This window comes from Pseudomonas agarici (assembly GCF_900109755.1).
GTDB lineage: Bacteria > Pseudomonadota > Gammaproteobacteria > Pseudomonadales > Pseudomonadaceae > Aquipseudomonas > Aquipseudomonas agarici.
The window spans coordinates 1-25,584 of the sequence record NZ_FOAR01000008.1 but is presented as its reverse complement, the minus strand read 5'-3'; the positions used below and the strand labels follow the sequence as shown (position 1 = coordinate 25,584).

28 protein-coding genes, 1 tRNA gene and 1 pseudogene are annotated in these 25,584 nt (G+C 58.6%); 12 read left to right on the top strand and 18 right to left on the bottom strand.

What is annotated here, in order from left to right; translation table 11 throughout:
- Positions 1 to 4 precede the first annotated feature (4 nt).
- Positions 5 to 538: a type VI secretion system contractile sheath small subunit gene (gene tssB, locus BMX68_RS09535; RefSeq protein WP_017134003.1), complete on the bottom strand. Its 534-nt coding sequence runs from the start codon at positions 536 to 538 to the stop codon at positions 5 to 7.
- Positions 539 to 608: 70 nt separating this feature from the next.
- Positions 609 to 1,358, bottom strand: coding sequence for a hypothetical protein (locus BMX68_RS09530; RefSeq protein ID WP_017134004.1), 750 nt, complete (start codon positions 1,356 to 1,358; stop codon positions 609 to 611).
- Between the two features lie 645 nt (positions 1,359 to 2,003).
- On the opposite strand from BMX68_RS09530, the gene BMX68_RS25885 reads away from it, so the two are divergent.
- The 5 genes and pseudogenes from BMX68_RS25885 to BMX68_RS09510 all read left to right on the top strand — a co-directional run bounded on the left by BMX68_RS25885 (position 2,004) and on the right by BMX68_RS09510 (position 4,696).
- Positions 2,004 to 2,420, top strand: a complete 417-nt coding sequence (locus tag BMX68_RS25885; RefSeq protein WP_176986976.1) for a hypothetical protein — start codon at positions 2,004 to 2,006, stop codon at positions 2,418 to 2,420.
- A gap of 177 nt (positions 2,421 to 2,597) precedes the next feature.
- Positions 2,598 to 2,795 (top strand): annotated as a pseudogene (locus BMX68_RS26340) (hypothetical protein); the annotation flags it as partial.
- Positions 2,796 to 3,131: 336 nt separating this feature from the next.
- A complete protein-coding gene (locus BMX68_RS25880) occupies positions 3,132 to 3,275 on the top strand; it encodes a hypothetical protein (protein ID WP_156430139.1) in 144 nt (47 codons plus the stop codon).
- Between the two features lie 223 nt (positions 3,276 to 3,498).
- Positions 3,499 to 3,966, top strand: a complete 468-nt coding sequence (locus BMX68_RS09515; protein ID WP_017134006.1) for an anti-virulence regulator CigR family protein — start codon at positions 3,499 to 3,501, stop codon at positions 3,964 to 3,966.
- A 211-nt stretch (positions 3,967 to 4,177) separates the two neighbouring features.
- Positions 4,178 to 4,696: a DUF4142 domain-containing protein gene (locus BMX68_RS09510; protein WP_017134007.1), complete on the top strand. Its 519-nt coding sequence runs from the start codon at positions 4,178 to 4,180 to the stop codon at positions 4,694 to 4,696.
- On the opposite strand, the gene BMX68_RS09505 is transcribed toward BMX68_RS09510, so the two are convergent.
- From BMX68_RS09505 to BMX68_RS09480, 6 genes are all read right to left on the bottom strand, one after another.
- Complete coding sequence (locus tag BMX68_RS09505) at positions 4,681 to 4,968, bottom strand: hypothetical protein (RefSeq protein ID WP_017134008.1); 288 nt, start codon at positions 4,966 to 4,968, stop codon at positions 4,681 to 4,683. The two genes, BMX68_RS09510 and BMX68_RS09505, sit on opposite strands and share 16 nt — an antisense overlap.
- Positions 4,969 to 5,233: 265 nt before the next feature.
- Positions 5,234 to 5,614, bottom strand: a complete 381-nt coding sequence (locus BMX68_RS09500; protein WP_017134009.1) for a Rho termination factor N-terminal domain-containing protein — start codon at positions 5,612 to 5,614, stop codon at positions 5,234 to 5,236.
- Between the two features lie 63 nt (positions 5,615 to 5,677).
- Positions 5,678 to 6,010, bottom strand: a complete 333-nt coding sequence (locus tag BMX68_RS09495) for a hypothetical protein (protein WP_017134010.1) — start codon at positions 6,008 to 6,010, stop codon at positions 5,678 to 5,680.
- 228 nt (positions 6,011 to 6,238) lie between these two features.
- Positions 6,239 to 6,538 carry a DUF6388 family protein gene (locus tag BMX68_RS09490; protein WP_026013403.1) on the bottom strand — a complete coding sequence of 100 codons (300 nt, stop codon included), beginning with the start codon at positions 6,536 to 6,538 and terminating at the stop codon, positions 6,239 to 6,241.
- A gap of 172 nt (positions 6,539 to 6,710) precedes the next feature.
- Positions 6,711 to 7,910 carry an MFS transporter gene (locus BMX68_RS09485; RefSeq protein ID WP_017134013.1) on the bottom strand — a complete coding sequence of 400 codons (1,200 nt, stop codon included), beginning with the start codon at positions 7,908 to 7,910 and terminating at the stop codon, positions 6,711 to 6,713.
- 208 nt (positions 7,911 to 8,118) lie between these two features.
- On the bottom strand, positions 8,119 to 8,877 hold the full coding sequence (locus BMX68_RS09480; RefSeq protein ID WP_017134014.1) for a 3-oxoacyl-ACP reductase family protein: 759 nt from the start codon (positions 8,875 to 8,877) through the stop codon (positions 8,119 to 8,121).
- A 137-nt stretch (positions 8,878 to 9,014) separates the two neighbouring features.
- On the opposite strand from BMX68_RS09480, the gene BMX68_RS09475 reads away from it, so the two are divergent.
- Both BMX68_RS09475 and BMX68_RS09470 read left to right on the top strand, forming a co-directional pair.
- Complete coding sequence (locus tag BMX68_RS09475) at positions 9,015 to 9,941, top strand: LysR family transcriptional regulator (RefSeq protein WP_026013404.1); 927 nt, start codon at positions 9,015 to 9,017, stop codon at positions 9,939 to 9,941.
- 184 nt (positions 9,942 to 10,125) lie between these two features.
- Positions 10,126 to 11,160, top strand: coding sequence for an Ldh family oxidoreductase (locus BMX68_RS09470; RefSeq protein ID WP_017134016.1), 1,035 nt, complete (start codon positions 10,126 to 10,128; stop codon positions 11,158 to 11,160).
- Here BMX68_RS09470 and BMX68_RS09465 read toward each other — a convergent pair.
- From BMX68_RS09465 to BMX68_RS09455, 3 genes are all read right to left on the bottom strand, one after another.
- Positions 11,157 to 12,068: a hypothetical protein gene (locus tag BMX68_RS09465; protein ID WP_026013405.1), complete on the bottom strand. Its 912-nt coding sequence runs from the start codon at positions 12,066 to 12,068 to the stop codon at positions 11,157 to 11,159. The genes BMX68_RS09470 and BMX68_RS09465 overlap by 4 nt on opposite strands.
- Positions 12,065 to 16,315, bottom strand: a complete 4,251-nt coding sequence (locus BMX68_RS09460) for a dermonecrotic toxin domain-containing protein (RefSeq protein WP_026013406.1) — start codon at positions 16,313 to 16,315, stop codon at positions 12,065 to 12,067. Before BMX68_RS09460 ends, BMX68_RS09465 begins: the two co-directional genes overlap by 4 nt.
- A 160-nt stretch (positions 16,316 to 16,475) precedes the next feature.
- A complete protein-coding gene (locus tag BMX68_RS09455; protein WP_017134017.1) occupies positions 16,476 to 16,796 on the bottom strand; it encodes an ElaB/YgaM/YqjD family protein in 321 nt (106 codons plus the stop codon).
- Positions 16,797 to 16,969: 173 nt separating this feature from the next.
- On the opposite strand from BMX68_RS09455, the gene BMX68_RS09450 reads away from it, so the two are divergent.
- Positions 16,970 to 17,224: a hypothetical protein gene (locus tag BMX68_RS09450; RefSeq protein ID WP_017134018.1), complete on the top strand. Its 255-nt coding sequence runs from the start codon at positions 16,970 to 16,972 to the stop codon at positions 17,222 to 17,224.
- Positions 17,225 to 17,228: 4 nt separating this feature from the next.
- Here the strand turns inward: BMX68_RS09450 and BMX68_RS09445 are convergent, their stop codons facing one another.
- Together BMX68_RS09445 and BMX68_RS09440 are read right to left on the bottom strand one after the other, a co-directional pair.
- Entirely contained in the window at positions 17,229 to 17,711 is a 483-nt protein-coding gene (locus BMX68_RS09445; protein ID WP_026013407.1) for a GreA/GreB family elongation factor, read from the bottom strand.
- Positions 17,712 to 17,725: 14 nt separating this feature from the next.
- On the bottom strand, positions 17,726 to 18,133 hold the full coding sequence (locus tag BMX68_RS09440) for a hypothetical protein (RefSeq protein ID WP_017134020.1): 408 nt from the start codon (positions 18,131 to 18,133) through the stop codon (positions 17,726 to 17,728).
- Between the two features lie 124 nt (positions 18,134 to 18,257).
- Between BMX68_RS09440 and earP the strand changes: the two genes are divergently transcribed.
- The 3 genes from earP to cfa all read left to right on the top strand — a co-directional run bounded on the left by earP (position 18,258) and on the right by cfa (position 21,600).
- Positions 18,258 to 19,391, top strand: coding sequence for an elongation factor P maturation arginine rhamnosyltransferase EarP (earP, locus tag BMX68_RS09435; RefSeq protein WP_017134021.1), 1,134 nt, complete (start codon positions 18,258 to 18,260; stop codon positions 19,389 to 19,391).
- Positions 19,392 to 19,439: 48 nt separating this feature from the next.
- On the top strand, positions 19,440 to 20,009 hold the full coding sequence (locus BMX68_RS09430) for an elongation factor P (protein ID WP_017134022.1): 570 nt from the start codon (positions 19,440 to 19,442) through the stop codon (positions 20,007 to 20,009).
- Between the two features lie 403 nt (positions 20,010 to 20,412).
- Positions 20,413 to 21,600, top strand: coding sequence for a cyclopropane fatty acyl phospholipid synthase (gene cfa, locus BMX68_RS09425; protein WP_074862072.1), 1,188 nt, complete (start codon positions 20,413 to 20,415; stop codon positions 21,598 to 21,600).
- Positions 21,601 to 21,660: 60 nt separating this feature from the next.
- Here the strand turns inward: cfa and BMX68_RS09420 are convergent, their stop codons facing one another.
- From BMX68_RS09420 to BMX68_RS09405, 4 genes are read right to left on the bottom strand one after another with little or no spacing between them, the layout of a single operon-like run.
- Positions 21,661 to 22,494: a GGDEF domain-containing protein gene (locus tag BMX68_RS09420; protein WP_017134024.1), complete on the bottom strand. Its 834-nt coding sequence runs from the start codon at positions 22,492 to 22,494 to the stop codon at positions 21,661 to 21,663.
- A 22-nt stretch (positions 22,495 to 22,516) separates the two neighbouring features.
- Complete coding sequence (locus tag BMX68_RS09415) at positions 22,517 to 22,906, bottom strand: DUF1987 domain-containing protein (RefSeq protein ID WP_017134025.1); 390 nt, start codon at positions 22,904 to 22,906, stop codon at positions 22,517 to 22,519.
- Positions 22,907 to 22,926: 20 nt separating this feature from the next.
- Entirely contained in the window at positions 22,927 to 23,496 is a 570-nt protein-coding gene (locus BMX68_RS09410) for a SiaB family protein kinase (RefSeq protein WP_017134026.1), read from the bottom strand.
- On the bottom strand, positions 23,493 to 24,713 hold the full coding sequence (locus BMX68_RS09405) for a SpoIIE family protein phosphatase (RefSeq protein ID WP_026013410.1): 1,221 nt from the start codon (positions 24,711 to 24,713) through the stop codon (positions 23,493 to 23,495). The genes BMX68_RS09410 and BMX68_RS09405 overlap by 4 nt, the downstream gene beginning before the upstream one ends.
- A gap of 391 nt (positions 24,714 to 25,104) precedes the next feature.
- Here BMX68_RS09405 and BMX68_RS09400 point away from each other — a divergent pair.
- Positions 25,105 to 25,180: transfer RNA gene (locus BMX68_RS09400), tRNA-Asn, on the top strand.
- A gap of 154 nt (positions 25,181 to 25,334) precedes the next feature.
- On the opposite strand, the gene BMX68_RS09395 is transcribed toward BMX68_RS09400, so the two are convergent.
- Positions 25,335 to 25,584: transposase (locus tag BMX68_RS09395; RefSeq protein ID WP_143063270.1), on the bottom strand; the 250-nt coding region annotated here is incomplete at its 5' end.

The window sequence follows — 25,584 nt, the reverse complement described above, 5'->3', positions numbered from 1 at the left end:
GCTCCTACTCTTTGCCATCGGTGGCTGGAACGGCGGCTTCGCGGCCGAATTCCTTGCCTAGCGTTTTCAACTTTTCAGTGTTCTGCAACACGTCCATGAGCAGCTCTTCGAGTTTGTCGTTGCCGCCCATCTTGTTGCGTAGATCAGCCAACTTGTTGCGTACTTCCAGCAGTTTGCGCAGCGGTTCGACCTGCTTGACCACGTTCTGCGGCTCGAAGTCTTCGAGGGCGTTGAAGTTGAGCTCGACGCCCAACTGGGTGCCGTTCCTGGCCAGCGTGTTGTCGACCCGGTAACTCAAGCGTGGTTTGATGCCTTTAAGCACGCCGTTGAAGTTATCGCGGTCGATGAAAATGAATTTGCGCTCCTTGAGTTTCGGCAGCGGCTCCAGCGGGTTGCCGGAGAAGTCGCCCAGCACACCGACGACAAAGGGCAGCTCCTTCTTTTCCTGCGCGTCGCCAATGTCCACGTCGTAGGTGATATGGACCCTGGGTGCGCGAACGCGGTCGAGCTTGTGCTGGGTACTTTCCTTCTTCGCCATCGTGATCTCCTGGTGCGAACAAATTCGCTGCAAGTCGTTTGCGTGTCGGCTCAACTGTTGGCCTGGCGCATTATATTCCTTCGATCGTCAGCAGCAGCCGCTGACGGATTTCATCGTTCATTTGCAAAATATTTTCGGGGCCTACCAGTTCCTCGAAATGGGTGTTGCCGGCGATCTGAGTGCTATTACGGATAACCGCCTCATCAGGCAATTGGGCGCGTACCGGTGAGCTGATGACGCAAAAAGGCAGGTCGCCAAAATCTTTGAGTCGCTCGAAACCGAGGGGGAATCGCAGGCCGCCAAACAGCCGGCTCAAGCCCGGAGACTGGCTCAGGCAGTAGAACAACACCAGGTAATGCACGAGGAAGCGGTACAGCTCGGCATTGCTGCGATTGGGGTCTTTGATGACGGTGCGAAACCGGGCCAGGTCGAACGAGCTGAAACCCACTACCCAGCGCACTGGGCTGGTGATGCGAATGACCTGGCCGCTTTGCGAGAGTACCTTGTCGTACTCCAGCGCAAACAATTCCGGTGTCGTATCGATCAGATTGAGCGGGACTTCCAGTTCGTTGACCAGTTGAAAGGGCACTGCCGACCCGATGCGATCATAGAGTTCCTTGAAGTCTTTGAAATGGTGCTGGGTCTCGCGACCGCTGCTACGTTGCGCGCCCTGTAGGTATTCACCGAAAAACGTCTGCGGACGGATCAGCATTGCGAGGGTCGACAGATAATCCGAGGCCTGCGCCTTGAGCGCATCGGAAATAGCCCGGGTTTGGCTGCGCAATCTGATCAGTGCTTCAACGTCAAACCTTTGAGACATCGCTATATCGTCCTTGAACGCTTCCCCACTGTTTCCCGAATATCCACGGGAGAAGGTGCAGAGCTACGAATTTTTCAATTGAGCACCTGTTCACAAAGTGCGACGGCCGACGTTTTTACATCGAAAGCCGCACACCGCCAGGATTTTGTAGGATGCGATGCTGGCATATGGATATCGGGTGGCCAGCAACGCCGTGTAAGGCAACATCTTGTATGGAAAAGTTCACTCAGGAATGGATTTTTTCTCGTTTCTGACACGTGCTGCAATGATGTCTAATTGGCATTATTTGTCGGTTCAGACCGACATAAATTTATAAAATTAAAGTAATTCAATGACTTAGATAGCGTCTTTGATCCAGCTTTTGATTGAAACTAAATTGAAAAAAAGTGAACCTGTTCACCTATTACAAATTGGTTGAACGCTAGGAAATAGGTACCTGGAGGAACGTGTCGATTTTTTTCGCGCAAGAAAATGATGGCAATACGGAGTATCTAAGGTTTATTTCGATGCTCCATGTGTAGGGGCGCTGTGAGGGGGACATATTGCTGCCATCGCGGTAGACGCGCTCTGTGCAAGGAGCCCCGCGACGTCAATCTGCTGTCGTCGGACATCCTGCTCAAAAGCCAGACCTTGCACGTGCCGCTGATGTACCTGAGCTTGCTCGACTCCGCAGAAACCAGTGCGGTGATTGGTCATGAACTGGCGCACCGAGTGCAGCGCCGACCAACGTCAAAATCTAAATCGGTTATCGATTTACTGGACATGACGGCTGCCGAGAAGAAGCTGATCAACTGGGCGGATAGCCGGGGCTCATCGACTTCGAGGTCGGCCAAGAAGCCATTCAAGGGCAAGATAAAGTTGGTGCGTGTAGAGGGACAGCTACATTTCGAAGTGCCGATTACGGCTCAAGTACAAAATTATAAAGTGCTCGGCCAGGCCGGACGGCAGGTTGCTCATGTCCTCGCTTACGAAACCAGGGCTGCACTTAATCAACCTGCAAGGCTGCTGCCGAAGGTGCGAGCTGCTGGTTCAACAGTACATGGGCAAGTCGGGCGCCGATAAAAAATTGGCGCTTACATTACAAAGTGAGTTAATGATGCTTTTTGATCCTACTGTTGAAACGGTAAAAAACGGGCCATGGATGTTTTTTTATGGTTGTTTTTTTGGTAGGTGCTTGTGAGCGATATGTGTTATTTGTGGTGCCGGTATTTTTTACTAGTATCGGCGTGATTGGCAGGCACCTCTGGCGCCGTAGCCTTAATCCTCTACTATCGCCATATAATCCGTGGCCTACGCACCCTCCATATTCAAGAGCGCAATATGTCCACGCCATACACCTTCATGCAAATCGACGAAATACGCGAAGCCCGCAGCCGCTGGTGGCTGGGTAGACTGTGTAAATGGCTGGCTTCCCTGCGTCAGTCCCCGAGTGCCTGATGACTGCTGTTAGCGGCATTATCAGACGGGCAGGTTACACGAACACTGATTCTGGGAGTTACACATGACAATGGACCTTTCATCCCTGTTTACGGCGCGGAACCGTCGTCTGTTCAAACTGACCATGACGCTGAAAGAGGGGCAGGAGCTTTTGCCTGGGTTCTTTTCGGGAGTCTTTCATTTGCTTGTCACGATACCGGTCAGATCAAAACCGGCTCCGCAAATGTGTTTACCAATGGCAAGCCGCACGCGACTTTGCAACCGGATCAAAGGAAATTCGCCGTAGGTACTCGCAAGTATTGGAAGTGGCGAGTAGATAACGGCGCGGAGTCAGCAATGACCGGCATTAAAAAACTGAAAGAAACCTACACATCCCTTTACGGGCTTGAAGGATGTAGCGATGTCGAGTTTGAGCGTATAGAGGCGGTGTTGGATATCAAGCGTCCAAAGGACTGCAAAGAAGTTGCAGGCCATCTATGATGGTGGTTTAATTGGGGAATACGTCATTATAAAATGACAGGATTCCGGTTACAGAAAATCTGCGACATCCTTCCGATTTTTGATGCCCATTCTAGATTTTCCGGTCACTCAGCCGATGCCTCTCACCCCTCGGTAACGCCCTTTATTGTCAAAACATACGCTGCTTTTCGCCCGATACCGTCTACATTTCAATAGGACATCCCTTTTCTTCAAGGAGCGGATAATGCTCAAGTTGCAGTCGTTTATTGCCGCGTTTGCTTGTGTCGCTCTGGTGACAGGCTCCATTACTGTGTTGGCTGATCCGGGGAACGGGAAGGACAAGGGAAACGGTAAGGGGTATTCGGAGAACTACCAGGGCTCCGGTAATCAGGGCGGCCAGGGTAAGCAAAAAAAATCAGCGGGCGGTAACCGGGCAGGCGGGCCAAGTGTTGATCACAGCTTCGTCCTCGGTGTGCTGGGCGGGTACCGGGATTACTGGCGTCCGGGGCCGGCGTTGCCGCCAGGTATCCAAAAGAACCTGGCGCGCGGAAAGCCTCTTCCCCCCGGCATTGCGAAAAAGCTCGATGGTCGACTGTTGGGGCGCCTGCCTCATTACGATGGCTATGAATGGCAGCAGGCGGGGACGGACTTGATCCTAGTAGCTATCGCCAGCGGAATCATCTATGAAGTTCTTAGCGGGGCATTGGACTAGTGGCCTGTGTGGTGAGTTCTGTGCGTCAATTTCGACGCCACAAGTCCCTGCCCGATGCTGATGGTGCTGTTCAACGATTACCGGTAGACCGCGAACCCTGGCGGCCCGGCGAGGCTCCGTTCGTCAGTCACGGTCTTTTTTTTAAACCTTTACCGCCCAGGCTATTCCCATTTCTGTAGTGGATAGATTTTTTTCCCGCAGGAGGACAGCCATGAGCCGCAAGGCCCCACGACTACGCCTGATGTTTTTCAGCCTGATTCTGGTCGCCAGCCTGGCGGCCCATGCCCTGGAGGGAACCTCCGCCGAATTTGTCGACAGTGTCTCGGTGGCGAGCGTCGCCGAGATTGAAACCAGCCGCCTGGCGATCCAGAAAACGACCGCCACGGACATCAACAGCTATGCCGTGGAAATGATCAAGGATTACACCGACGCCAATCGCGATCTGAAGGCGATCGCCACCCGCCACAACTTGCCCATGGCCCCCGATGCGCAAATCATGGACCGGGCCAGGAAGCTGATGTTACCGGCGGGGGAGGGAGAGTCGTTCGACGTGGCGTATGTGGCCCACCAGATCAAGTCCCATGAACGGCTCATCAAGCTGTTCAAGGACGAAGCCCAACAGGCGCAATCGCCCGAGCTGAAGGCGTTTGCCCAGCAGACCTTGTCTAAGCTCGAGATGCATCTGGACATGGCCAGGAAGCTTGAAATGACTCATCACGAGAGCGACTGACCGGGTTTCCCCGCCAGCGACTGTGCTCGGCTGGTCCGGCTGCCCTGGCGGGACAGCACCATCTCCTCAAGGATCTCCCGGGCCAGTCGAGACAAAGATTCACGGCCCTTGTAGTCGGCCCTGATGATGCCGGTCACGGCAAAGTGATCGGCATTCGGGCCACTGAGGATCGCCGACAACGTGCCATCGGAGTGCAGTGTGCATTCGACTTTGTAGCTGGGCAAACGGGAGGCCAGTTCCGCCTCGATTTCCGACTTGCTCAGTGTGTCCATTGCGGATGCTCCAGATCGAAGAGAGAGGGCTTATTCAGCAGAATAGAAGCTATCGCGCAGAGAGGCGCAGGAATATTTGTCGAATTTAGACACGCTGTTGGTGGCGCCGATACCGGGCAGAGTCGTTGATGGCGACTGTGGCCTGCTAGTGGCCGGTACGGTGAGTTCCTTAGCTCAAGTTCGAGACCAGGGCTGGTGGTGCCGAAATTGACTCACAGAGCTCACCACACAGGCCACCAGGCGCCTAGCTGAGGCCCGTAGCGGGTCATCCGGTTTTTTGCAGGGCCTCGATCAGCTCTTGCTTGCGCATCCTTGAGCGACCAGGAATGTTGCGGCTGCGGGCTTCCTGCAGCAGGCTGGCCTTGCTCTGGGTTTGCAACGAGGCCTGACTGTCGCGCGGATAACCCTTGCGGCTTGCCGCCGCGCGTTTGGACGAATCCGAGCGGGCTTTTGCCTTGGCCACGGGCGACTTGTGCCTGCCTGAGCCGCCAGCGCGCTCGCCACCTCCCGATTGTTTGTTGACAGTAGCCCACGCCCGCGCCTCGGCTTCTTCCTGGGACAGGCCCTTGGCCTCGTAGCTGGACTCGATATGCGCCGCCTGGCGTTTCTGCGCGGCAGTGTATTTGGCTTTGCTTGCCCGTGGCATTTGCAGACTCCTTCCGTTCGTGACAAGGATGACGACGCATCGTCGCGCTTTCGCCCCGAAAATCTATTTGATAGTGGAGCCGCTGTTGCCGCCAGAGCCTTTGCTCGAACCGGGAGCGGTATGGTTGCCTAGGGGGCCGTTGCCGTCGGTATTCATGCCGCCTTGGCGACCGCTGTCATTACCCTGGTTGCGCGGGTCGATACCCTGGCCTGGAGGCAGAGCGCCATTTTTGATCACGCGGTCGTTGTCGGGATGGATACCGCCTGGAAGCGCCGGCGGCTTCGGCTCTTGGACCGGATTGGTCGGGCCGGTTGTAGGTGGCGCGGCGACGCTCGTCAGCGACAGCGACGCCAGCAGGCCGGTCAGCGCGAGCATGGCAAGTTTTGATGAGATCATGGTGAGTCTCCTTGTTTGAGAGTCCCTACCTGATATTGGGCGTTATCTGCTTGGCATTGGTGCCGGGCAATCGACGAACGGCAGGTTGTCGTCGACCTGCAGACGCATTCGAAAATCGCCAAAGGCGCGAACGACCTGCCAGTGCCACTGTTCGAAGATAATCTGGCGAGCCGCGGTGCCTTGGGCGTGCACAGTTTGCCGGTGGGTATTGCCCTTGGGCTGGCTGGCTCAGTCTTCGGCAATATCGTTGAACGAGCAGTATTCGTCCCAGTCCATGCCCAGTGCCTCGGCCACTTCACGGTGGACTTCCAGGCGCATGACCTGCAATTCTTGCGGAGTCTCGGCCACCAGTTTCAGGGTCAATTCCCAGGGCTCAATGCCCTGGTCTTCGGCTTCTTCATCAAAGGCCCATTGGAATTGCTGCTGTTGTTCTTTCGGGCTCAAGCCTTGAGTTTCTTCGCGCAGATGAGGGTGAGCGTCGAGGAACTTGGCGAGGGCGACCTCGCTACGGAACTCTTTGGGAATCATGCTGGTGTCTCTATGCGATGCGAGGGTGTGGGTGAAGTTTTGCACATCGCCGCTGCGTGGCACAGGAGCGGCCATCATAGTGTGCCGGCTTGGAAATAACCGCTCAATCCAAGATTCGTGTCCGCGTGCCGAAACTGCGCGGGCTTGCCTGCCGAAGGGGCAGGCCCGCTGATCAAGCCGATACTGTTGCCCTGCCACGCCGCTGCACAATGGTCCAGATCCCCAGTGCCAGCGCGGAAATCAGGCCGCCGGCCACGACGATCCCGCTCCAGCCAAACGGCCCAAACAATTGTGCGCCCAACAGTGAGCCCAGTGCGCCGCCGATGAAATAGCAGGTGATATAGCCTGCATTGAGGCGGTTGCGCGCCGTTGGGCGAACCTTGAATACCGCGTTCTGATTACTCACATGCACCAGTTGCACGGCGAAATCGAGCACCAGCACGCCGATCAACAGCGCCACCAGCGAACTCCCGGCAAAGCCCAGTGGCACCCAGGACAGCAGCAACGCCAGCAGCCCGATGGTGGTGGCGAACTCGCCCTTGCCCGAGTCCGCCATGCGCCCGGCGAGGTTGGCCGCCATCGCGCCAACGGCACCGGCCAGGCCGAACAGACCGATCACCGCGTCGGAGTAGTTGTACGGCGGGTTGGCCAGCAAGAATGCCAGCGGGGTCCAGAACAAGGCGAACAGGCAGAAGGTCAGCAGGCCGAGCACCGCCCGCAGGCACAGCACCGGCTCCTCGATAAACAAGCGAAAGACCGAACCGAGCAGGGCCGGATAACTCAGTCCGGCACTCTGCCGATGCCGTGGCAAGGCGCGAAACAGGGCAAAGGCACAGATGAACATCAGGCCTGCCGCCAGCAGGTAGATCGCCCGCCAGTCGCCGAACGACGAGAGTGCCCCGGCCACCGTGCGCGCCAGAAGGATACCCAGCAGTAAGCCGCTCATCAGGGTCCCGACCACTCGCCCGCGTTGTTCCAGGGGCGTCAGGCTGGCGGCCATCGGCACCAGAATCTGGGCCACCACCGAGAACAGCCCGGTCAGCGCGGTGCCCAGCAGCAGCCAGGGTAAGCCGGGGGCGAAGGCGCTGATCAGCAGGCCGAAGGCACTGAGCAGAGTCATGACGACGATCAGCCGACGCTGCTCGAACAGGTCGCCCAATGGCACCAGCAGCAATAATCCGGCGCCGTAGCTCAATTGGGCGGTGATGACGATGGTCCCGGCGGTAGCCATGTTCAAGCCCAGTTGTTGGGCGATAGTGTGCAACAACGGCTGGGCGTAGTAGTTGCTGGCCACGGCAAGGCCGGTGGCAGTAGCCATCAGTAGGATCAAGGCCGTGCTTAAAGGTGGCGGGCTGATGTGCGCGTCGGACATCGTTTGTCTCGTTTTGAGAAGGCTGAGTGTGCGCAGTATTGAGAATGTTTCGACAGGATGCCAGTGCATTCGATGAGCGACGTTCACCAGCGGCGCCTGGTCGGAGCCGATGACCGCGCCCACAAGCGGCAAAAGCATTCAGCCTGAGAGGCTCGACGTCAAGACAGCGGACGCCGAGTGTGGGAACGATCATCGCAGATGATTGGGATCAGGCGCTGAACCCACCATCGATGGTCAGGCTGGCACCGGTGATGTAGCCCGCTTCCGGCCCTGCCAGGTAGGCGACAAAGCTGGCGATCTCTTCGACGCGGCCATAACGACCGCCGGCCATCAAGCCGATCAGGCTGTCGGCAAACTCGCCATCGGCCGGGTTCATATCGGTGTCCACCGGTCCCGGTTGCACGTTGTTGATGGTGATGCCACGCGGGCCAAGGTCGCGGGCCAGGCCCTTGGTCAACCCCACCAGCGCTGACTTGCTCATGGCGTAGGGACCGCCGCCGGCGAAGGGCATGCGCTCGGCGTTGGTGCTACCGATATTGATGATCCGGCCACCGTCGCCCATATGTCGTGCAGCTTCCTGGGTGGCGACAAACACACTGCGCACGTTGATTGCCAGGGTCCGATCGAAATCTTCCAGGCTGAAATCCTCCAGAGGCCCCATGGCCAGCACCCCGGCATTGTTGACCAGGATGTCCAGGCGGCCAAAGGCCCCGACAGTGTTATTTACGGCTTGACGGATCGCTGCGGCGTCGGCGCTGTCGGCCTGGATGGCCAGGGCCTTGCCACCATCGGCGATAATGCTGTCCTGTAGTGCTTGGGCCTTGGCCGCCGAACTCACATAGGTGAAGGCCACCGCAGCGCCGTGTGCCGCCAGACGCCTGACGATGGCGGCGCCGATGCCACGAGAACCACCCTGGATCAAAGCTACTTTGCCGGTGAGATTACCGTTGAGAGCGTGTTCGGTCATGTCGTTCTCCTAAGTTCAAGGCCGCAAGAGGGAAGGAGGTAAGAGCCTTGTTGGCGCAGAGTATCGATTGCGAATTGATTCCTGAGTAGACGGTAATTGTTCTAGTCTGTGTAAACCAAAAGTTGTGAATGGCAATCATGGAAACTTTCAGTAGCATCGAATGTTTTGTCCGTAGCGCTGAAGTCGGCAGCTTTGCCGAGGCAGCGCGACGCCTGAGTCTGACCCCGGCGGTGGTCGGCAAGAGTGTCGCCAAGCTCGAAGCGCGCCTAGGCGTGCGTTTGTTCCAGCGTAGTACCCGCAGCCTGACCCTGACCGAGGCCGGCCAGTTGTTTCTCGGCGAAGTCGGCGCCAGCCTGCATACCATCCAGAAGGCTGTGGCCAATCTGGCCAGCGCCAAGGGGCGGCCGGCGGGCACGCTCAAGGTCAGCATGGGCACGGTCTTCGGTCGGCTGTATATCGTTCCCTTGCTGGGGGAGTTCATGCGCCGCTTCCCGGATATCCGTCCGGACTGGAATTTCGACAATCGCCAGGTGGACTTGATCGGCCAGGGTTTCGATGCGGCGATTGGCGGCGGCTTCGAACTGCCCCAAGGCGTGGTGGCGCGCAAGCTGACGGTGGCCCATCGGGTACTGGTGGCATCCGGCGATTATCTGGCGCAACAGCCGCCGATCGTCACGCCGGACGATCTGCGCCGTTGCACCGGCATCCTGATTCGCTCGCCCCAGACCGGCCGCGTGCGTACCTGGCAACTGAGCGGTCGCGAGGGCGAACACCAACCGTTGAACCTCACCGCTTGCATGACCATGAGCGATTCGGAAGCGGCCTGTGCCGTGGCTGCCCAGAGCTTGGGCATCGCCCTGGTGAGCATGCCGTTCGCCCTGGCCTGGCTGCGGGTCGGAACCTTACAGCGGGTGCTGCCGGATTGGTATGTGGACGATGGCAATATCTCGATCTACTACGCCGAACACAAATTGTTGCCGGGCAAGACCCGGGCGTTTGTCGATTTCATCATCGAGCAGTTCGCCGAGCGGCAATGGGCGAATCATTTCGATGCCCGGCATTGACAGGCATTCACCACAGTCTTGTAGATGCCGGGCTGGCTCGCGAACCGCCGAAGGCGGCCATCCCGTTCCTTGCCTTCCCGGAGATTTGACAGTTGCCCGATGGTCACCCGATAGTGCCAGCATCTGCCCAGGTAGTGCCTTTCTCTTGTTCTTCCAATAACACTCAGCGGAATCGGAGTTTCGGATGTCTGCACCTCGCGATACGACTACCCAACACATTGCCTATGGTGACCTGATTGCGCTTTTGCAGCAGGTTTTCCAGCGTCATGGCACTTCTCTGGAAGTGGCGCGGGTGCTGGCCGAGAACTGCGCCAGTGCCGAGCGCGATGGTGCCCATAGCCATGGTATCTTTCGTATGCCGGGGTATGTCTCGACACTGGCCAGTGGTTGGGTCGATGGTCGGGCGGTGCCGGTGGTCGAGGATGTAGCGTTGGGATTCGTGCGGGTCGATGCGGTCAACGGTTTTGCCCAGCCGGCTTTGGCCGCAGCCCGCCCCATGTTGCTGGAGAAGGTCCGTAGTGCGGGTATTGCAGTCCTGGCGATCCGCAACTCCCACCACTTTGCGGCGCTCTGGCCGGATGTCGAGCCATTTGCCTATGAAGGACTGGTGGCGTTGAGCATGGTCAATTCGATGACTTGCGTGGTTCCCCATGGCGCCGAGCGGCCGCTGTTCGGGACCAACCCGATTGCGTTCGCCGCGCCACGGGCCGGCAGCGATCCGATTGTCTTCGATCTCGCGACCAGCGCCATGGCCCATGGCGATGTGCAGATCGCGGCGCGCCAGGGCGAGCGTTTGCCAGACGGCATCGGTGTGAATCGTGACGGTCAACCGACCTGTGATCCCAACGCGATCCTCGACGGCGGCGCGCTGCTGCCGTTTGGCGGTCACAAGGGCTCGGCACTGTCGATGATGGTTGAGTTGCTGGCAGCGGCCCTCACCGGTGGCAATTTCTCCTTCGAGTTCGATTGGTCGCGGCACCCCGGCGCCAAGACCCCCTGGACCGGGCAGTTGATCATTGTCATCGATCCCGCAAAGTCGGCCGGGCACGATTTCGCCGAGCGCAGCCAGACGCTGGTCAACCAGATGCGCGGCGCCGGCCTGCAACGCCTGCCGGGTGAGCGGCGCCACCGCCGACGTGCCGAATCGCTGCGCGATGGTATCGCCCTGGCCGAGAGCGACCTGCGACAGCTACGTGCGCTTGCCGCGCAATCGACCTAATGCAAGGGATTAAACTCGGCTGGCCTGCCCAGGTGGGCGATCAGTAGGGTAAGGGAGTCCGCGTTGCTCAGGATCACGTCGACTCGCTTGTTCTCATCGGAATAAAACACCCGGCGGGCGTCGTCCAGATCCCGGGTTCCGGTCATTTGCAGTATTCGCTGCAAGGGCTTTCCGACGAAGTCGTGCCAGTTCAGGTCGTAATCGTCGATCCTCCTGAACAGTTCATTGGCAGGGGTGGTGCTCGATAATGCATTTTTCTGGAGTTGCTCGAGTCCCCGGTAGCGATACTTGCCTCCCGGTGTGACGGTCTCCAGTAGGTCCAGGAAGGGGTGGCTCGCATTCAGGTAGGCGAGATCGAGTGTATCGAGCACGAGATGGCTGATTTCATGCAGCAGGACGCTCGCCATATTGTGTCCCAGCATGTCGAAGGTCCTGGGCCGGATCGGCAGATACTTATTGAAGCCGGGATCGAAGAAAGCCTCGGTCAGATAGATTCTCCTGACCGGCTCATTGAGCACTATAAAGGCCTGAATACCGTGCTGCGGGTGGACGGCCGAGCCCACGACGTAGCGCGGCGAGGTTTCGGGGTCGAGCGAGGGGTCGAGCAGTTCTTCGAGCAGTTGGCGCGTCAGGACCCGAATTTTTTCCAGGGTGACGGCACTCACCGGAGAGGTGTCGAAGAACTGCTCGACAAAAAGACGACGCCTGCTATCAAGGCGCGAGTCTGAAAAGAGCCGATCCAAGTTTAAGAGGGTTGCGGTGGTGTAGCTTCGCGCCAGATCGTGACCACGCCGAATCTGACGGGCCTTGATGGGGCTGACCCGGCGGATACTAGGCATTCCGCTCGCCTGGACGCGGATTTCGTTCTTGAAGACGTTGGGATTAAAGCAATAGTCGAACAGTTTCATTGAAAGGGTCCTTCGATGCAGCGTTCTTTCAGGTCGAACGACCAGCGTTTGTCCACGTCTTGTTTCAGCCATGGCCCCAGGGCCTGGTCCTTGACGATGCGCCAGCCTCGCTGGTCTTGCTGTACCTGGAACACTCTTCCACCGACAGCGACGAATACCCGCTGCGTCGTCGCATCGCGGTACAGCCCGGTGACCTGATCCAGAGTCATATCCTGCAACGAAACCTCATGGGCTTCGTGATCCAGGATCTTGCGCTTTTGTCCAGGCGTCAGTCCGCTGTCTTGCCAGGGCGACTCGGGAAAGGGGGACTCGACGACCTGTGCGGTGTTCGCCGGGGTGAGGCTGGCGATGTCCGGCCCACCCCATCCCTTGCGCGCCACGGCCAGTTGCGCCAGGCTGACGACGAACTCTTCGATCGCCTCGCTCCAGCGGCCCTGCCAGAGCTTGTCCGCGGCATCCTTGAGCTGTGGCAGCGTTTGCCAGATGACCAGTGGCAAGCGCAACCTGCCCAGCAGGTAGCTTTCTCCCTGGTAAAGACCGCTCTCAAGCCAAGACAGCGCGTTGCGCCAGGTCAGGTGTTGGTCCTGCACGCCCTGTTGATCGAGCATGCCCTTCGGGAGCGCGACGGCGTCCTGGTAGAGTCGATGCAAGAGATTGCCCCGCAAGGGGTGGTTGCTGATCGCCACGATAGCCCGCTGCGCCGCGAACACCTGCTGCGCATAATGTGCGCGCTTGTGGTGGGCGAGCCTTTCGAGTACCCGTTGTTGCAGGTCGCTGGAGGTATTGAGGTCGAGGATAAAGGCAGCCTGATCGGCATATTCCTTGAAAACCGGCGAGCTGCCTTGAGGGATGAAGAGGATTTGTGGACCCGGCTCGTCGGGGCTCGGTCCGATCAGATAGAAGCCCGCCACAGGGTCGACGCTCGCGTCCGCGTTCGCACTACTGATCAGTTCCAGCGGACGAAGCTCGATCTTGCGTCCGTTCAAGGGCTCCCTGGCCATACCATCCGGCATTGCCAGCAGATGCTTGATAAAACCGTGGGCGACGGCGGATAGGGTATTGCCAATCACCTGGGTGAAGGCGTGCATCAGTCCCTGCCAGTAGAAGTGCCTGCCAAAAGCCGGTCGGCGCTGGGTCATGGCGTCTTTGCCGCCGGTCAGGAACGAATCGAGTATTTTGGCGAAGTGATTGCCAATAGCGGTCTCTTTTACCAGGGTCTTCAGGCGATCGACTGTCAGTCCACTAGGCAGTACGCCCTCCAGCGAGCGAATCATCAACGAACTGCTGTCGATATCGTCAAAGTGTCGCAGGGCGAAGTCGGTCAGTGACTCCAGGGTGGTGACATTACGCAATCTCAGCGAGATGCTAATGGTGTCGGGATCGAGTCGGGCTGTCGGAAAATCCCGCGAGAGCAGGCTCATGACCTTGGTCCTGGCGTTGTCGCGGATATCGGGAAGGCCCTGGTGATAGTCATCTGTCGTGGCGGCGTGTTGGCGGTAGCGGTCGAGCAGGCTCGCCAGGGCGAACTGGCGACGGCCCGTGGTGCCAGCCAACCAGGGCGGCAGAGCCAGATGCAGGGCGGCGTTTTCCGCGGCCAGGATGGCTCTCTCAAGAGGGGCTATCGTCGAGTGGGCCTCCAGACAGGACTGCAGGTAGCGATGGAGATTTTTTCCCGAGTATGGGGACGCTAGCGCATGGCTCAGATCACCTAATGCCTTGTCGATCAGTGAGTGTTGACGGTCACCCCGAAAACCGCTCTGAATGAGCTCAAACTCCACGGTCGGGTAGGGGCGATGATTCTCGTTCTGATTTTGCGCGGGTAAATTCGAGGGTCGTTCGCTGCGAGCGATATTATCCAGCAGCGCCAGGCGCTCCACGGGGCTGTGCAAACGCCGATGGAGTTCAACTTTGGCGTCATGAAACGAGGGGAAGGTTTCCGCGCCCTGAAACGGCGTCCATAGCAACGTGGCCCCGGAGTGCTCGGCGCTCAGGCCACCTCGCTCGGTCAGCAGGAAGCAGTTGTGCAGCCTGATCGGAACTGCCGTCGCATCAGTCTTGAGGGTCAGCGCAAAAGCATCTGGAATGAAGCCGCGCAAGCCGTTGCGCAGATTTCTTTGATGGCTGTCGAGAACGCAATTGAGCACTTCCAGATCGGTTTTGCCCAAGCTGCCTTGCAGCGCTTTGAGCTGCGCTTCGCGCCGCAGTCCGAACGTCACGGCCTCGTCCAGGGGAGCGGACAGCTCGCCATACACAGAGCGTTGCTGGCGCAGGTAGTGCCCGTGGAAGTCTGGCAATACTTTCTCGATGATCCTATTCAACCCGGCGATGTCCAGGCTAGCGATGCGTGCCCAGCTACCCTCGTCGGTCTTGCTGAACAGGCCGAGGTTTGTGGCTGGGGCGAGTGCCTGCGCACGCTTCGCCAGGCGCTCGAGGAAATGCTCCACGACGCTCAGCGAACTTTCAGGTGTCAACGGTGTATCCCCGAGGTTGGGAAGCGCGGACGCATAGCGGTTGATGTAGAGGTTGGCGCAGGACACGAGGGGCAGGTGGGCTCGGTTCAATTCCCAGGACAGTTCGTTCTGCACGAAGGCGCTGAGTGTCAGGCGTTTTTTTAAACCACGGGCAAGGGTGGATTTGAGCTCGTTGAGGCTTCGTAACTGGTATTTCACGGTGTCCAGTGTGGGCGAGAGGCCCTGATGCAGGTCGGGAAACGCCGGTGCTTCGCGGACAACCAGGTCCAGTCGATGGCTCCATCGGCCCTGGTCGTCGAGTGAGAGCAAGCCCGGATCGATCAAGGCGCGAATATCGAGTGCATTCTCGAACGCCGCGCCGAGCGCCAACGCGCCGTTGCTCGCGCGATAGCGTGCCAGCACGTACTCGACGTTATCGCGTTGCTTGACGAGTATGTCATCGAACAGCTTCTCGAAGACTGATGAGGGACCCGGTATCAACGTGATGCGGGTGATCTGCGAGGACTTCAACGTGGCGCGCTCGTGCAGCGACAGGCTGTGCCACAGCTCATCGTCCCGGTCCGAGCTGTGAAGTTGTGTCTTGGCCCAATCGAGCAGCGAGGCCTCGCTTTCGAATGTCCGCAGTCGCGTGGCGCAGTAGAGGAAGAACGAGGTGTCATGCTCGTTGCGCATGACCAAGGCGCTGGGGTGTACCGTCGCGCCTCGACTCGTTTCGACGGCCAGGCTATGGAGTACGGTTTGATGCAGCTTCGAGTCATCCCGTGGGTAGAGGCTGCACAGCCATTCGAATTGCTGCGGGGTAATGACGTTCCAGTCCAGTTCCTGCTTGAGCAACTCAGCCCTGAAGCGCGTGCCCAGTACCTCGATGAAAAACTCCCGACGTGTCTGTCCGTTGTCGACGGCGTCGTTCCAGAAGGCTTGCAGCGTGCTGCTCAGGTGATTGTTCAAGTCATTGGAAGCATGCTCGATGGCATTTTCCCAGATCAGCTTGTCCTCGGCCGAGGACGCATAGCCGGGGGCGATGAACTCTCTCGACTGCCCGGCTACCCAGCCGCCCCGGTTGTAGTGTTCCAGCAGGGCGTCACTCAACAACAGGGTCGAGACCGGATTGAGCGGGAGTGGCGCGCCCGTCTCGTGCAGTGAAGAGGGCACATGATTGATCACCGTAAGGGCATTGAGGTTGACGTGGCTCATCTGCGTGCCCAATTGGTTCCTGAGCAGTTGGCCGAGCAGCGGAGTGAGGCTGGGTAGCTTGAGCAACTCGTCATTGAGGCTCGCCAGGTTGTGATCCAGGCTTCTTTCGATCGACTGGCGACGATCATCCAGCACTGCGCCCTGTAGGGGGTCCGAGGACAAGAGCGGCGATTGGGCCTGCTGGATGAGCGACTTGATCTTGAGTGCGACGAAGAACAGCAGTTCATCGCGTTGCGCGGCAACGCCCAAACGTTTGAGCAACAGGGCGGCCGCCTGCCCGGGTGTATCGAATCGCTCCAGGCCTGAAGCGGGGGTATACAGAAAGGCCGGGTGACGGCGATTGCCGCTGACCAGAAAGGCTCCGGCCAGGTCGACCGGGGGGATGTCTGGCACCAGCAGCCAGAGCCTGTCGACGGACATTGACGGGTCGAGTGCCTGGCGGGCCTCCTGGTTGGAAAGAAACAGATTTCTCAGCCAGTTGCGATCAGTGGTCTCGATGCCCAGTTTTTTTTCCAGCTCGCTGGGCGTGTCACGCAGTTCCAAAGCCTGGGACAAATAATAGATGGAAGAGGTATCGGACATGTTCTGTGCCTTCATTCGTGAAAACGATGGGCGAGTCTCGCCGGAGCGAGACAGCGCCCGTGAAGAACACAGAGGTTAGGGGCCGGGTAGGCTGTGCGGTGTTAGATAGTGCTGGGCGCGTGCACGCCGTGGATGGCGAGGGCCAAACCGCACCAGCGGATCAAGAGCGTCGCCCCAGCAGCAGGCCGATCACCAGACCGAAGCCGGCGCTAATCGCCACGGTCTGCCACGGATGGCCGCCGATATAGGTTTCGGTCGCTTCGACCACGGGCCGGGTGTTCTCGCGCACATGACTCACCGAGCCCAGGGCCTGCTTGAGTTTCTGGCTGACCTGGGCGCGCAGGCTCTCGCCTTCCTCGCCAACCAGGGATGCGCTGTCCTTCAACAGTTTTTCCGAGTCCTGGATCAGTGCCTGCAACTCGCTGAAGGCTTGGTCCTTGATCTGGTCTTCGGCGGTTTGTGTGGCGGATTTACGGGCCATGGCGATATTCCTTGCAAGTGAATGATGCTCTGCATGATGGGAGTCGGTCGGATCGGGGAAAGTTGCAAAATTCTCGCGCCGGGCATCTCGGTGATCCGAAATTGACTGACAGAATTAACCACACAGGCCACTGGGTGTAAGATAGAGCCCTATTCGTACCGCAGGATTTTTCAATGAGCTTCAATCTGGCTAATAAGCCCATGGTCGAACGTGCCGCCATCGAGGATGAGAAATCCCGCTTGTTCGACCTCTGGCAAAGCAATCTGGGCAAGGCCAAGGGCGAGGCCGCACGCCTGTTTGGCGAGCGCGCCAAGCGCAAGGGTAAGTGGGCGGAGTGGGTACGCGCGGAACTCGACACCCTGTCGCCGCCGGAATACACCAGCATGGTGCGCAGCGAGGTCAACCGGTTGATGGCGACTACCAAGTAAGGCGTTAGCTGGCTTCGGTCACGGTGTAGGTCTGGAGGACCGCACCGACGCTGATCGATACCTCGTCACCGTTGAACTTGCCCAGCAGGGCCTGGCCCAGCGGTGAGCGCGGGCTGATCACGGTGATCGTGCGCCCCTCCCAGTCGATCCTCAGGCCAGCGGCATCCGGGGCCAGGAACAACAGTTGCTCACTGCCGCTCTCGGCCGCGAGGCTCAGCAGGGCGCCAAGCTGGATACCTGCCTTTTCGTCGTAGGGGCGCAGCGTCAGCTCTTGGCACTGCTTGAGGGCCTGGCGGATCTCCTTGACACGCCGGGCCTGGCCGGTCGCCAGGTACGAGGCTTCCAAACCCCGTGTGTCGTACTTGTTTTCGGCGATGTTTTCTTTGTCGGTCGCGGCTTCGTAAGCGGTTTGCGCCGCCCGTTGCAGGACATCGAGATCGACCGTCAGGGTGCTGATGATCCGCTGGTGCAGCGCCCGCTTGTCCAGGTTATGCAGGCGGCTCAATTGCACAACTGCAGCACGTTGGCCCGGCTCTTGTCGCTGGGCGCGGTCTGGTCTTGCTGCAACCAGAACTGACACTTCGGATTGGACAAGTTGCGATAGCTGTTGCGAGCCTGGTCCAGACGCTGTTGTTCTTCGTTCTTGCGCAGGTTTTCGGTGTATTGCTCGAACATCTGTGTCGAGTCGCCAGGGGCTTGTGGCGCGACAAGCGGGGAGGGCTGGCTGATTTGCCGGACGCCCTCGGCGACGGATGCCAGCGGCTGGGCCACGAAGAACCTGGCGACCAGCCAGGCGCTGAGGGCCAGTGCGAGGACGCCGAGCCAGATGCCCAGCGCGATGCTGGCAGTCAACTGCAGCGGATTGAGCGTGACAGGCAAGCGGCGATGCGGTTGTGGGCGATCAGGCATGGCAGCCTCCGGCGGGCGATTCTTTGCGGGATGCCATTGTCGCATGAAGATTAATCGACGTCGGCTCTTCTGCGCAGGGGGATTTATGCGGACAATCGACAGCTTTGCCAAACGGAGCCCGTGCATGGCGGCCAACTGGGATATTTTCTGCACCGTCGTCGACAACTATGGCGATATCGGCGTGACCTGGCGCCTGGCCCGGCAACTGGTAGCCGAACATGGGTTGACCGTGCGCCTGTGGGTAGACGATCTGCGGGCCTTCGAGCGGCTTTGTCCGGAGGTCGACACCGCGCGCGCGCAGCAGGTCCTTGAGGGCGTCGAGGTGCGTCGCTGGTCGAACCCATGGCCGCCAGCGAAGGCGGCGGATGTGGTGATCGGAGCTTTTGCCTGCCAGTTGCCTCACGACTATATGGAAGCGATGGCCCGGCGCGAGACCCCGCCGTTGTGGCTCAACCTGGATTACCTGAGCGCCGAGGACTGGATTGTCGGCTGCCACGGCCTGCCATCGGTCAAGTACCAACAAGTGCAGAAGTTTTTCTTCTTCCCGGGATTTCAGCCAGGGACCGGCGGATTGCTTCGTGAGGCGGGGTTGTTGGAGCAACGCCGGATTTTCCAGGCCGATCCCACGGTACGCCGGGAGTTCCTGCGCGGTTTGGGGGTCGATCCGACGGACGGTGAACGGTTGATCTCCCTGTTCGCCTACGAGAACGCGAGCGTGGCCAGTTGGCTCCAAGCCCTGGCGGCCGATAGCCGCCCGACTCGACTATTAGTACCCGAAGGTCGGGTGCTGGCGGATGTCCAGCGTTGGCTGGGATGCGCGCAACTGCGGGTCGGAGCGGTCGAGACCCGCGCAGCCTTGACGGTGCAGGTACTGCCGTTTGTCCCCCAACAGGCTTATGACCGCCTGCTCTGGAGCTGCGATTTCAACGCAGTGCGTGGCGAAGATTCGTTTATCCGTGCGCAATGGGCCGGTCGGCCACTACTCTGGCATATCTACCGGCAGGAGGGCGATATCCATCTGGACAAGTTGGAAGCGTTTCTGGCGTTGTACACTCGAGGTCTATCCGAGCCGGCCCTGGCTGCTTTCAGCGATTGGTGGCAGGCGTGGAACAGTGGAAACGACCTGAGCCAAAGCTGGTCGGCGGTGCTGCGCAACGAGCGTGAACTGACGGAGCACGCCGAACACTGGTGTTTGGAACAGGCTTCTCAAGCTGATCTTGCCACGGCACTGGTAGAGTTTAATAGAAAATGGATATGATACGCGGCCTAGATTTTTGTACATCCCATCCAAATTCGGATATTCGCAATGAAAACTGGTAAAGAACTGAAACCCGGTACCGTGATCCGTATCGATAACGATCCTTGGCTGGTTCAGAAAGCTGAGTTCACCAAGTCCGGTCGTAACAGCGCGATCATGAAGACCAAGCTGAAAAACCTGCTGACCGGTTATAAGACCGAAACCGTTTACGGTGCGGACGACAAACTGGACGACGTGATCCTGGATCGCAAAGAAGCCACCCTGTCCTTTATCAGCGGTGACTCCTATACGTTCATGGACACCACCGATTACACCATGTACGAGTTGAACGCCGAAGACATCGAGTCGGTTCTGCCGTTCGTGGAAGAAGGCATGACCGACGTCTGCGAAGCCGTCTTCTTCGAGGGTCGTCTGGTTTCCGTGGAACTGCCGACCACCATCGTGCGTCAAATTGACTACACCGAAGGTTCCGCTCGCGGTGACACTTCCGGCAAGGTGATGAAGCCGGCCAAACTGAAGAACGGCACTGAGCTGTCGGTAGCTGACTTTATCGAAATCGGCGACATGATCGAGATCGATACCCGTGAAGGCGGCTCCTACAAAGGCCGTGCTAAATAAGCACGGTTGTTGCCGCACGAACAAGAGGCCCGGATATTCCCTGCAATGCTGTTCACCTAAGTGGATCAGCCTGGGGACTCACCTGATACCGGGCCTTTGAAATCTTCACCGCCCTGGTGACCTGGCTCAAGTTCGGATGCTACCAGTTCATCGTCATAGCCCACTATGGCGAGGAACGGCTACGCAGGCCGAGGGCTTGTAGAGCCGAGATTGATTAGCCAGGTTGTGTTGCAAATTATTACAAAATCTGCAAAGCACTTTTATCAAATCCTGATTTGTCTTGTTCCGAAGCCTCGACTTAAGCTCTGTCAAGCTTCGAAAGTCAACCTTGAGCGCCTGCGTCGATGGTTTGAACAATGGCCTCGCTGTCCACTTCAGTGCAAGCAAGAAGTAAGGATTCAGGATGCAGTCAAAGTGTGAAGATTCATTAGCCAACCCTTCCTCCAGTACATCCAGTGTCTCCACCGAGAATACCTCTCACAGTAGCTCCCACCGGCTGGCCGAGAAGCTGTTGGGCAAAGCGGGCCTGTACCTAAATGGCAACGCGCCATGGGACATGCAGCTGAACAGGCCTGGAGTTCCCGAGCGAGCGTTGTCCGAAGGCAGTCTGGGCCTTGGCGAGGCCTACATGGACGGCGACTGGGACGCCGAGCAGCTAGACGAATTCTTTGCCCGCCTGATGCGTTCGGGCCTGGCCGACGGGATCAACCCTATGGCCATGCTGTTTCACGCCGCGCGGGCCAGGTTGCTCAATCTACAGAACCGCAAGCGTGCCTGGCAGGTCGGCGAGCAACATTATGACTTGGGCAGCGATTTCTACGCGAGCATGCTCGATCCGCGCATGACCTACACCTGCGGCTATTGGCGCGAGGCCAATGACCTGCTCGAAGCACAGAACGCCAAGCTCGATCTGGTCTGCCGCAAGTTGCGCCTGGAGCCGGGCATGCGGGTCCTGGATATCGGTTGTGGCTGGGGCAGCTTCATGTCCTATGCCGCGCAGAACTATGGTGTCGAATGTGTCGGAGTGACCATCTCCCGCGACCAGGCCGAGTGGGCACGTCAGCGTTATGTCGGACTGCCCCTGGAGTTCCGTCTGCAGGACTATCGTGATGTCGACGAGCAGTTCGATCACATCGTCAGTATTGGCATGTTCGAACATGTCGGGCGCAAGAATCATCGCATCTACATGGAAACCGCCGAGCGCTGCCTGAAGGATGAGGGACTGTTCCTGCTGCACACCATCGGCAAGAACCGCCGCCACTCCACTACCGATCGGTGGATTGACAAGTACATTTTCCCCAATGGCGACCTGCCTTCCATTGGCCAGATCGGCGATGCCGTCGACGGTCTGTTCGTGGTCGAGGACTTGCATAACTTCGGCGCCGACTACGACAAGACCCTGATGGCCTGGTGGGAGAATTTCGAAGCGGCCTGGCCGCGCTTCGCCGGGCAGATGGGTGAGCGTTTCTATCGCATGTGGCGCTATTACCTGCTGTCCTGCGCGGGGGCGTTCAGGGCTCGGGATATCCAGTTGTGGCAGTGGGTACTGTCAAAAAAGGGCGTGATGGGCGGCTACGAGCGGGTATCCTGAGGCGTTCGATGCCAAGTTCGCCGCGCGTGCCGTCAGCGGCTCCGGGCAGTCAATACGCTCTCAACCGCTCGACTCTCTGATCAGCGCAGGGAAAAGACGTTGCGGGTCGCCTTCTGCCATGGACTCCGTGGGGCAGACATCAGCGTCTGTCGGCGCCGCTTCGACGCGATTGCGGCCAGAGCGCTTGGCCCGGTACAACGCGGCATCCGCCCGACCATAGGCACTGTCGAAACGGGTGCCGATGGGGCTGGCGCTGACGCCGAAACTCGCGGTGATCCGCCGATTTACCGGCTGGCCAAAGACGTGTGAGGCAATCGTGTCACGCAGGCTCTCGGCGAGGTCCAGGCCCTCCTCGAGCGTTCCGGAGGGCAGCAACACGGTAAATTCCTCTCCGCCCACGCGACCAATGAATCCGCCGGTGCCGACAATCCGCCGCAGGCAACCGACGATGCCCTGAATCACCGCGTCGCCCGCGGGATGGCCGAACTCGTCGTTGACCTGCTTGAAGTGGTCGATATCCAGCACCACCATTACCGCTCCGGTTTTCTGCAAGGCCTGTACGGTTTGGTCGATAACCGCGCCACGGTTCAACACTCCGGTCAGTGCATCGTGGGTGGCGCGGTACTCGAGTTGCCGGGCGAGGGTCTGCAACTGGGTATTGAGCGTGTTCATTTCACGCTCGGCGCGATCGCTTCGTCGTATCAGGCGGCGAGTCTCGCGCATGAGCCGCTCGAAATGACCGGTCAGCTCGTCGAGTGCCTGGCGGTACATCGGTGCGTCAGCTTCAGTCAGGAACAGAGTGGAACGGGCGTGTTCAAGGGCGTCGGTTTCATCCTTGAACAGGTCCGGCACATGCTCATCCTGTGCGCCAGCGCAAGTGGCTGAAGCGGTCATGCTGATCATCCTTCTCGCAAAGTCATTGGAGAGTGGTTGCGTGGTCGTTGAAAATGATGGAGGTAAAGTCGGCCTTCAGCTCCTCGCCGAACTCGAAAATCGTTTCGTCTTCTTCGTCGTGATACCAGTTTACTTGCATCTCGTTACCCAATTGGGCGGCCTTGTCCAGTGCATCGAAGATACTGAACAGCATCTTGGTACTGGAGCTGTTGAAGTAGGCGAGCGCAATGTGGACGACGATAGTGGTGCCCTCGCGGGACCCGAGGTAGGTCCGCAGTTGCTGCAAGACCGGGGCGTAGAAGGCCGCGGCATTTTCCGGGTAGGACTCGCCTTTTATGGTCAGTAGGTTCTGATCGAAACGAAAGTGGATTTCCGGCGATGTGGCGGTTGCTGCGATGTAGACGTTATCCATGGTGATTGCAGCCCTCTGAATTAGATGGTGGCTTTAAGGCAGAACAAGGTAGTTTCCGGCTCGCCCGCCCTGGGCTGAAAATCGAACTCCAGTGGTGCGCAGGCGTCGCGTGCCATCGTCAGAAAACCCAGGCCTGCTCCCTTGCTCTGCACGGGAGTTTCCGCGCGCAGAGTGACTTTGTAAGCCTGTTTGATTTCTTCAAGCGACATGTTACGCAGCGGTTCCAGCTTTTCACGCAGACGGCCGACGTCCTGGGTGGCGATGGGGTTGGCACAGAGCATCAGGTGTCGATCACCTTCTGTACTGATGCATACCGCGCCCTGGCGTAGCGACGACTCTTCGCTACGCTCCATGGGCAGCGAGTCGGAGGAGTAGTGAATGATGTTTTGCGACAGCTCGACGAAGGAGGAAAACAATTTGCGTCGTGTCGGTCCGTTTACCCCCGAGATTTCCAACTGCAGCCGAACCACCTCGGCCATGGCCGTAATGATGGTGTGTGAGAAATAACCCATGTGATAGAAAATGACATTGCGCTGTTGGGCCAAATCGAAGAAATGGCAGTCGGGTTGGGCAACATTCGAATTGATCATGATTCGTTTCCAAGACGCGCACAGAAGAGGGTGAGATCATCACGCCGGGTTTGTTCGCCCTGCCAACTGGCCAGCGTGCTTTGCAGGGCTTCGCAGATGACGCTTGTCGCCTGATGGCGGTGTTGCAGTATCGTTTCGAATGTTTTGCTCTTGCCGAAGGCGATGTTACGCGGGCCGCCAATCTGGTCGGTCAGGCCATCGGTCGCGATGAACACCAGGCTCGCGGGTGTCAACACGACACGGCTCACCGGCCATTGATAGTCGATGGCGCTGTCCACATAACCGACGCCGACGCGCTGCCCCGCCAGGGTTTGCATCTGCTGGGCGTCGGGTGGCAGGACATGCAGCGACATACGCGCGCCAGCAAAGCTCAACGTCTGGCTGGCACTGTCGAACCAAAGGAAAGCGGCATCCAGGCCATCGTCGGACTCGGGTGTTTCGTTGCCGCTCTGGACCTGGCCCAGCAGTTCCTTGACTCTTCGGTTCACCGCCGACAGCAGCGCTCCGGGATCGCAGGGTCCAAGTTGAACCAGAGCCTGGGTCAGCGATGAGGAGGCAATCAGGGTCATGAAGGCACCGGGAACACCGTGACCGGTACAGTCGGCAATCGCCCCGAACCAGCCATTGGGGTAGGCGCAGAAATGATAGAAGTCGCCACCGACCACATCTCGCGGCTCCCACAACAGGACCGCGTCCTCCAAGGTCGACTTCAACATATCGCGCGAGGCCCGCAGCATCGAGCGCTGGATAACGCTCGCGTACTCGATACTCAGCATGATCTGGCGGTTTTTCTCGGCCTGCATGGCGGCGACCACGGCCATCAATTGCAAGCCATTGCCCAGCCCGGCGAACTGGCCGTCGCGGGTAATGATGAAACCGTCCGCGAGGGTCTTTTCACCAGACTCCACGGTCTTGAAGGTCAATTCCTCAATGCTCATACCGGCATCGACGATCAACGGTTCCTTATCCATGAAGGCAATGCAGCTTTTCTTGTCGTAGAGCTCACGGTGAAACGGCTTGCTCATCATCGACAGGAAAATGTTGCGGTTGATCAGGCCGATAGGCCGCTCATCTTCCAGCACCGCCAAGCAGACCATCTCCTTCTGTGAGCTGAAGGTTTCCATGACCAGGGCGTTGGTACTGCTCCAGTCGATAGCTGGCACTGGCGTGCAGAGATCGCCAGCGCAGCGGTGATCCTTGGGCGGTTGTGGACGCATGAAGGAGAAGGTTTCTGCGCGCATGCTGAGGCCGTCGGATAAAGTGAAGGCACAATGCTATCGTTGCTGTATGAACTTTATGTTACCGATCTTCGCTGGATGGCGCTGACGCCGGCAATTGGAGCAGGCGATCATGAAAGCCGTTAATCGACGCGCCAAGGGCTTGGCTCGTCCCGAGGCGCGGTTGTTACAGGAATCGCTGCCACCGTATCCTTTCAGAGGTCGATATGACGGGCTGGATCGTCAGTAACCGCGCCAACAGTGGCGACTCGCGTTATATCTTGGGCCACGCCACTTGCTGACTGGCCGGGCCCGGCAGATCCCGGAGGCTCCTGGACAGTCTGCTTGAGAGTATTGACTTCTCTTTTTATATCAGTAACATACGTCTTATTCCGCAATAGCTCAGTTGGTAGAGCAAATGACTGTTAATCATTGGGTCCCTGGTTCGAGTCCAGGTTGTGGAGCCAGATTAGATTTCAGAGAGCGTTTCAAAAATCTCTGGCCCCTCGAGAAACCCGCCTTTTCAGACTGTGTGAAAACACACTAATGGTGGTTCCAGCAAACGCCCCGACTTGTTCGGGGCGTTTGCTTTTGTGCTCACAGCAGACGAAAAAAGGCTTTTCAGCCCATCAACGCCATCAACTGACGTGCGCCAAGCACGTTAATCGCTCTTTTCAGGTTGTAGGCGTTCACCGCCAGGGCCATTTCAGCCCTCGTGCCCTCAAGCTGTCGCAGTAAGAAGCGAGCGTTGCCAAATAACCACTGTTTAAGGTTGCCGAAGGGATGCTCGACGATGGATCTTCGGCTGACCATCATTTCGGGGTGCGCCTGCATTCGCTGTTCCATCCGCTCGAAAGCCTTTTCGTGCAGG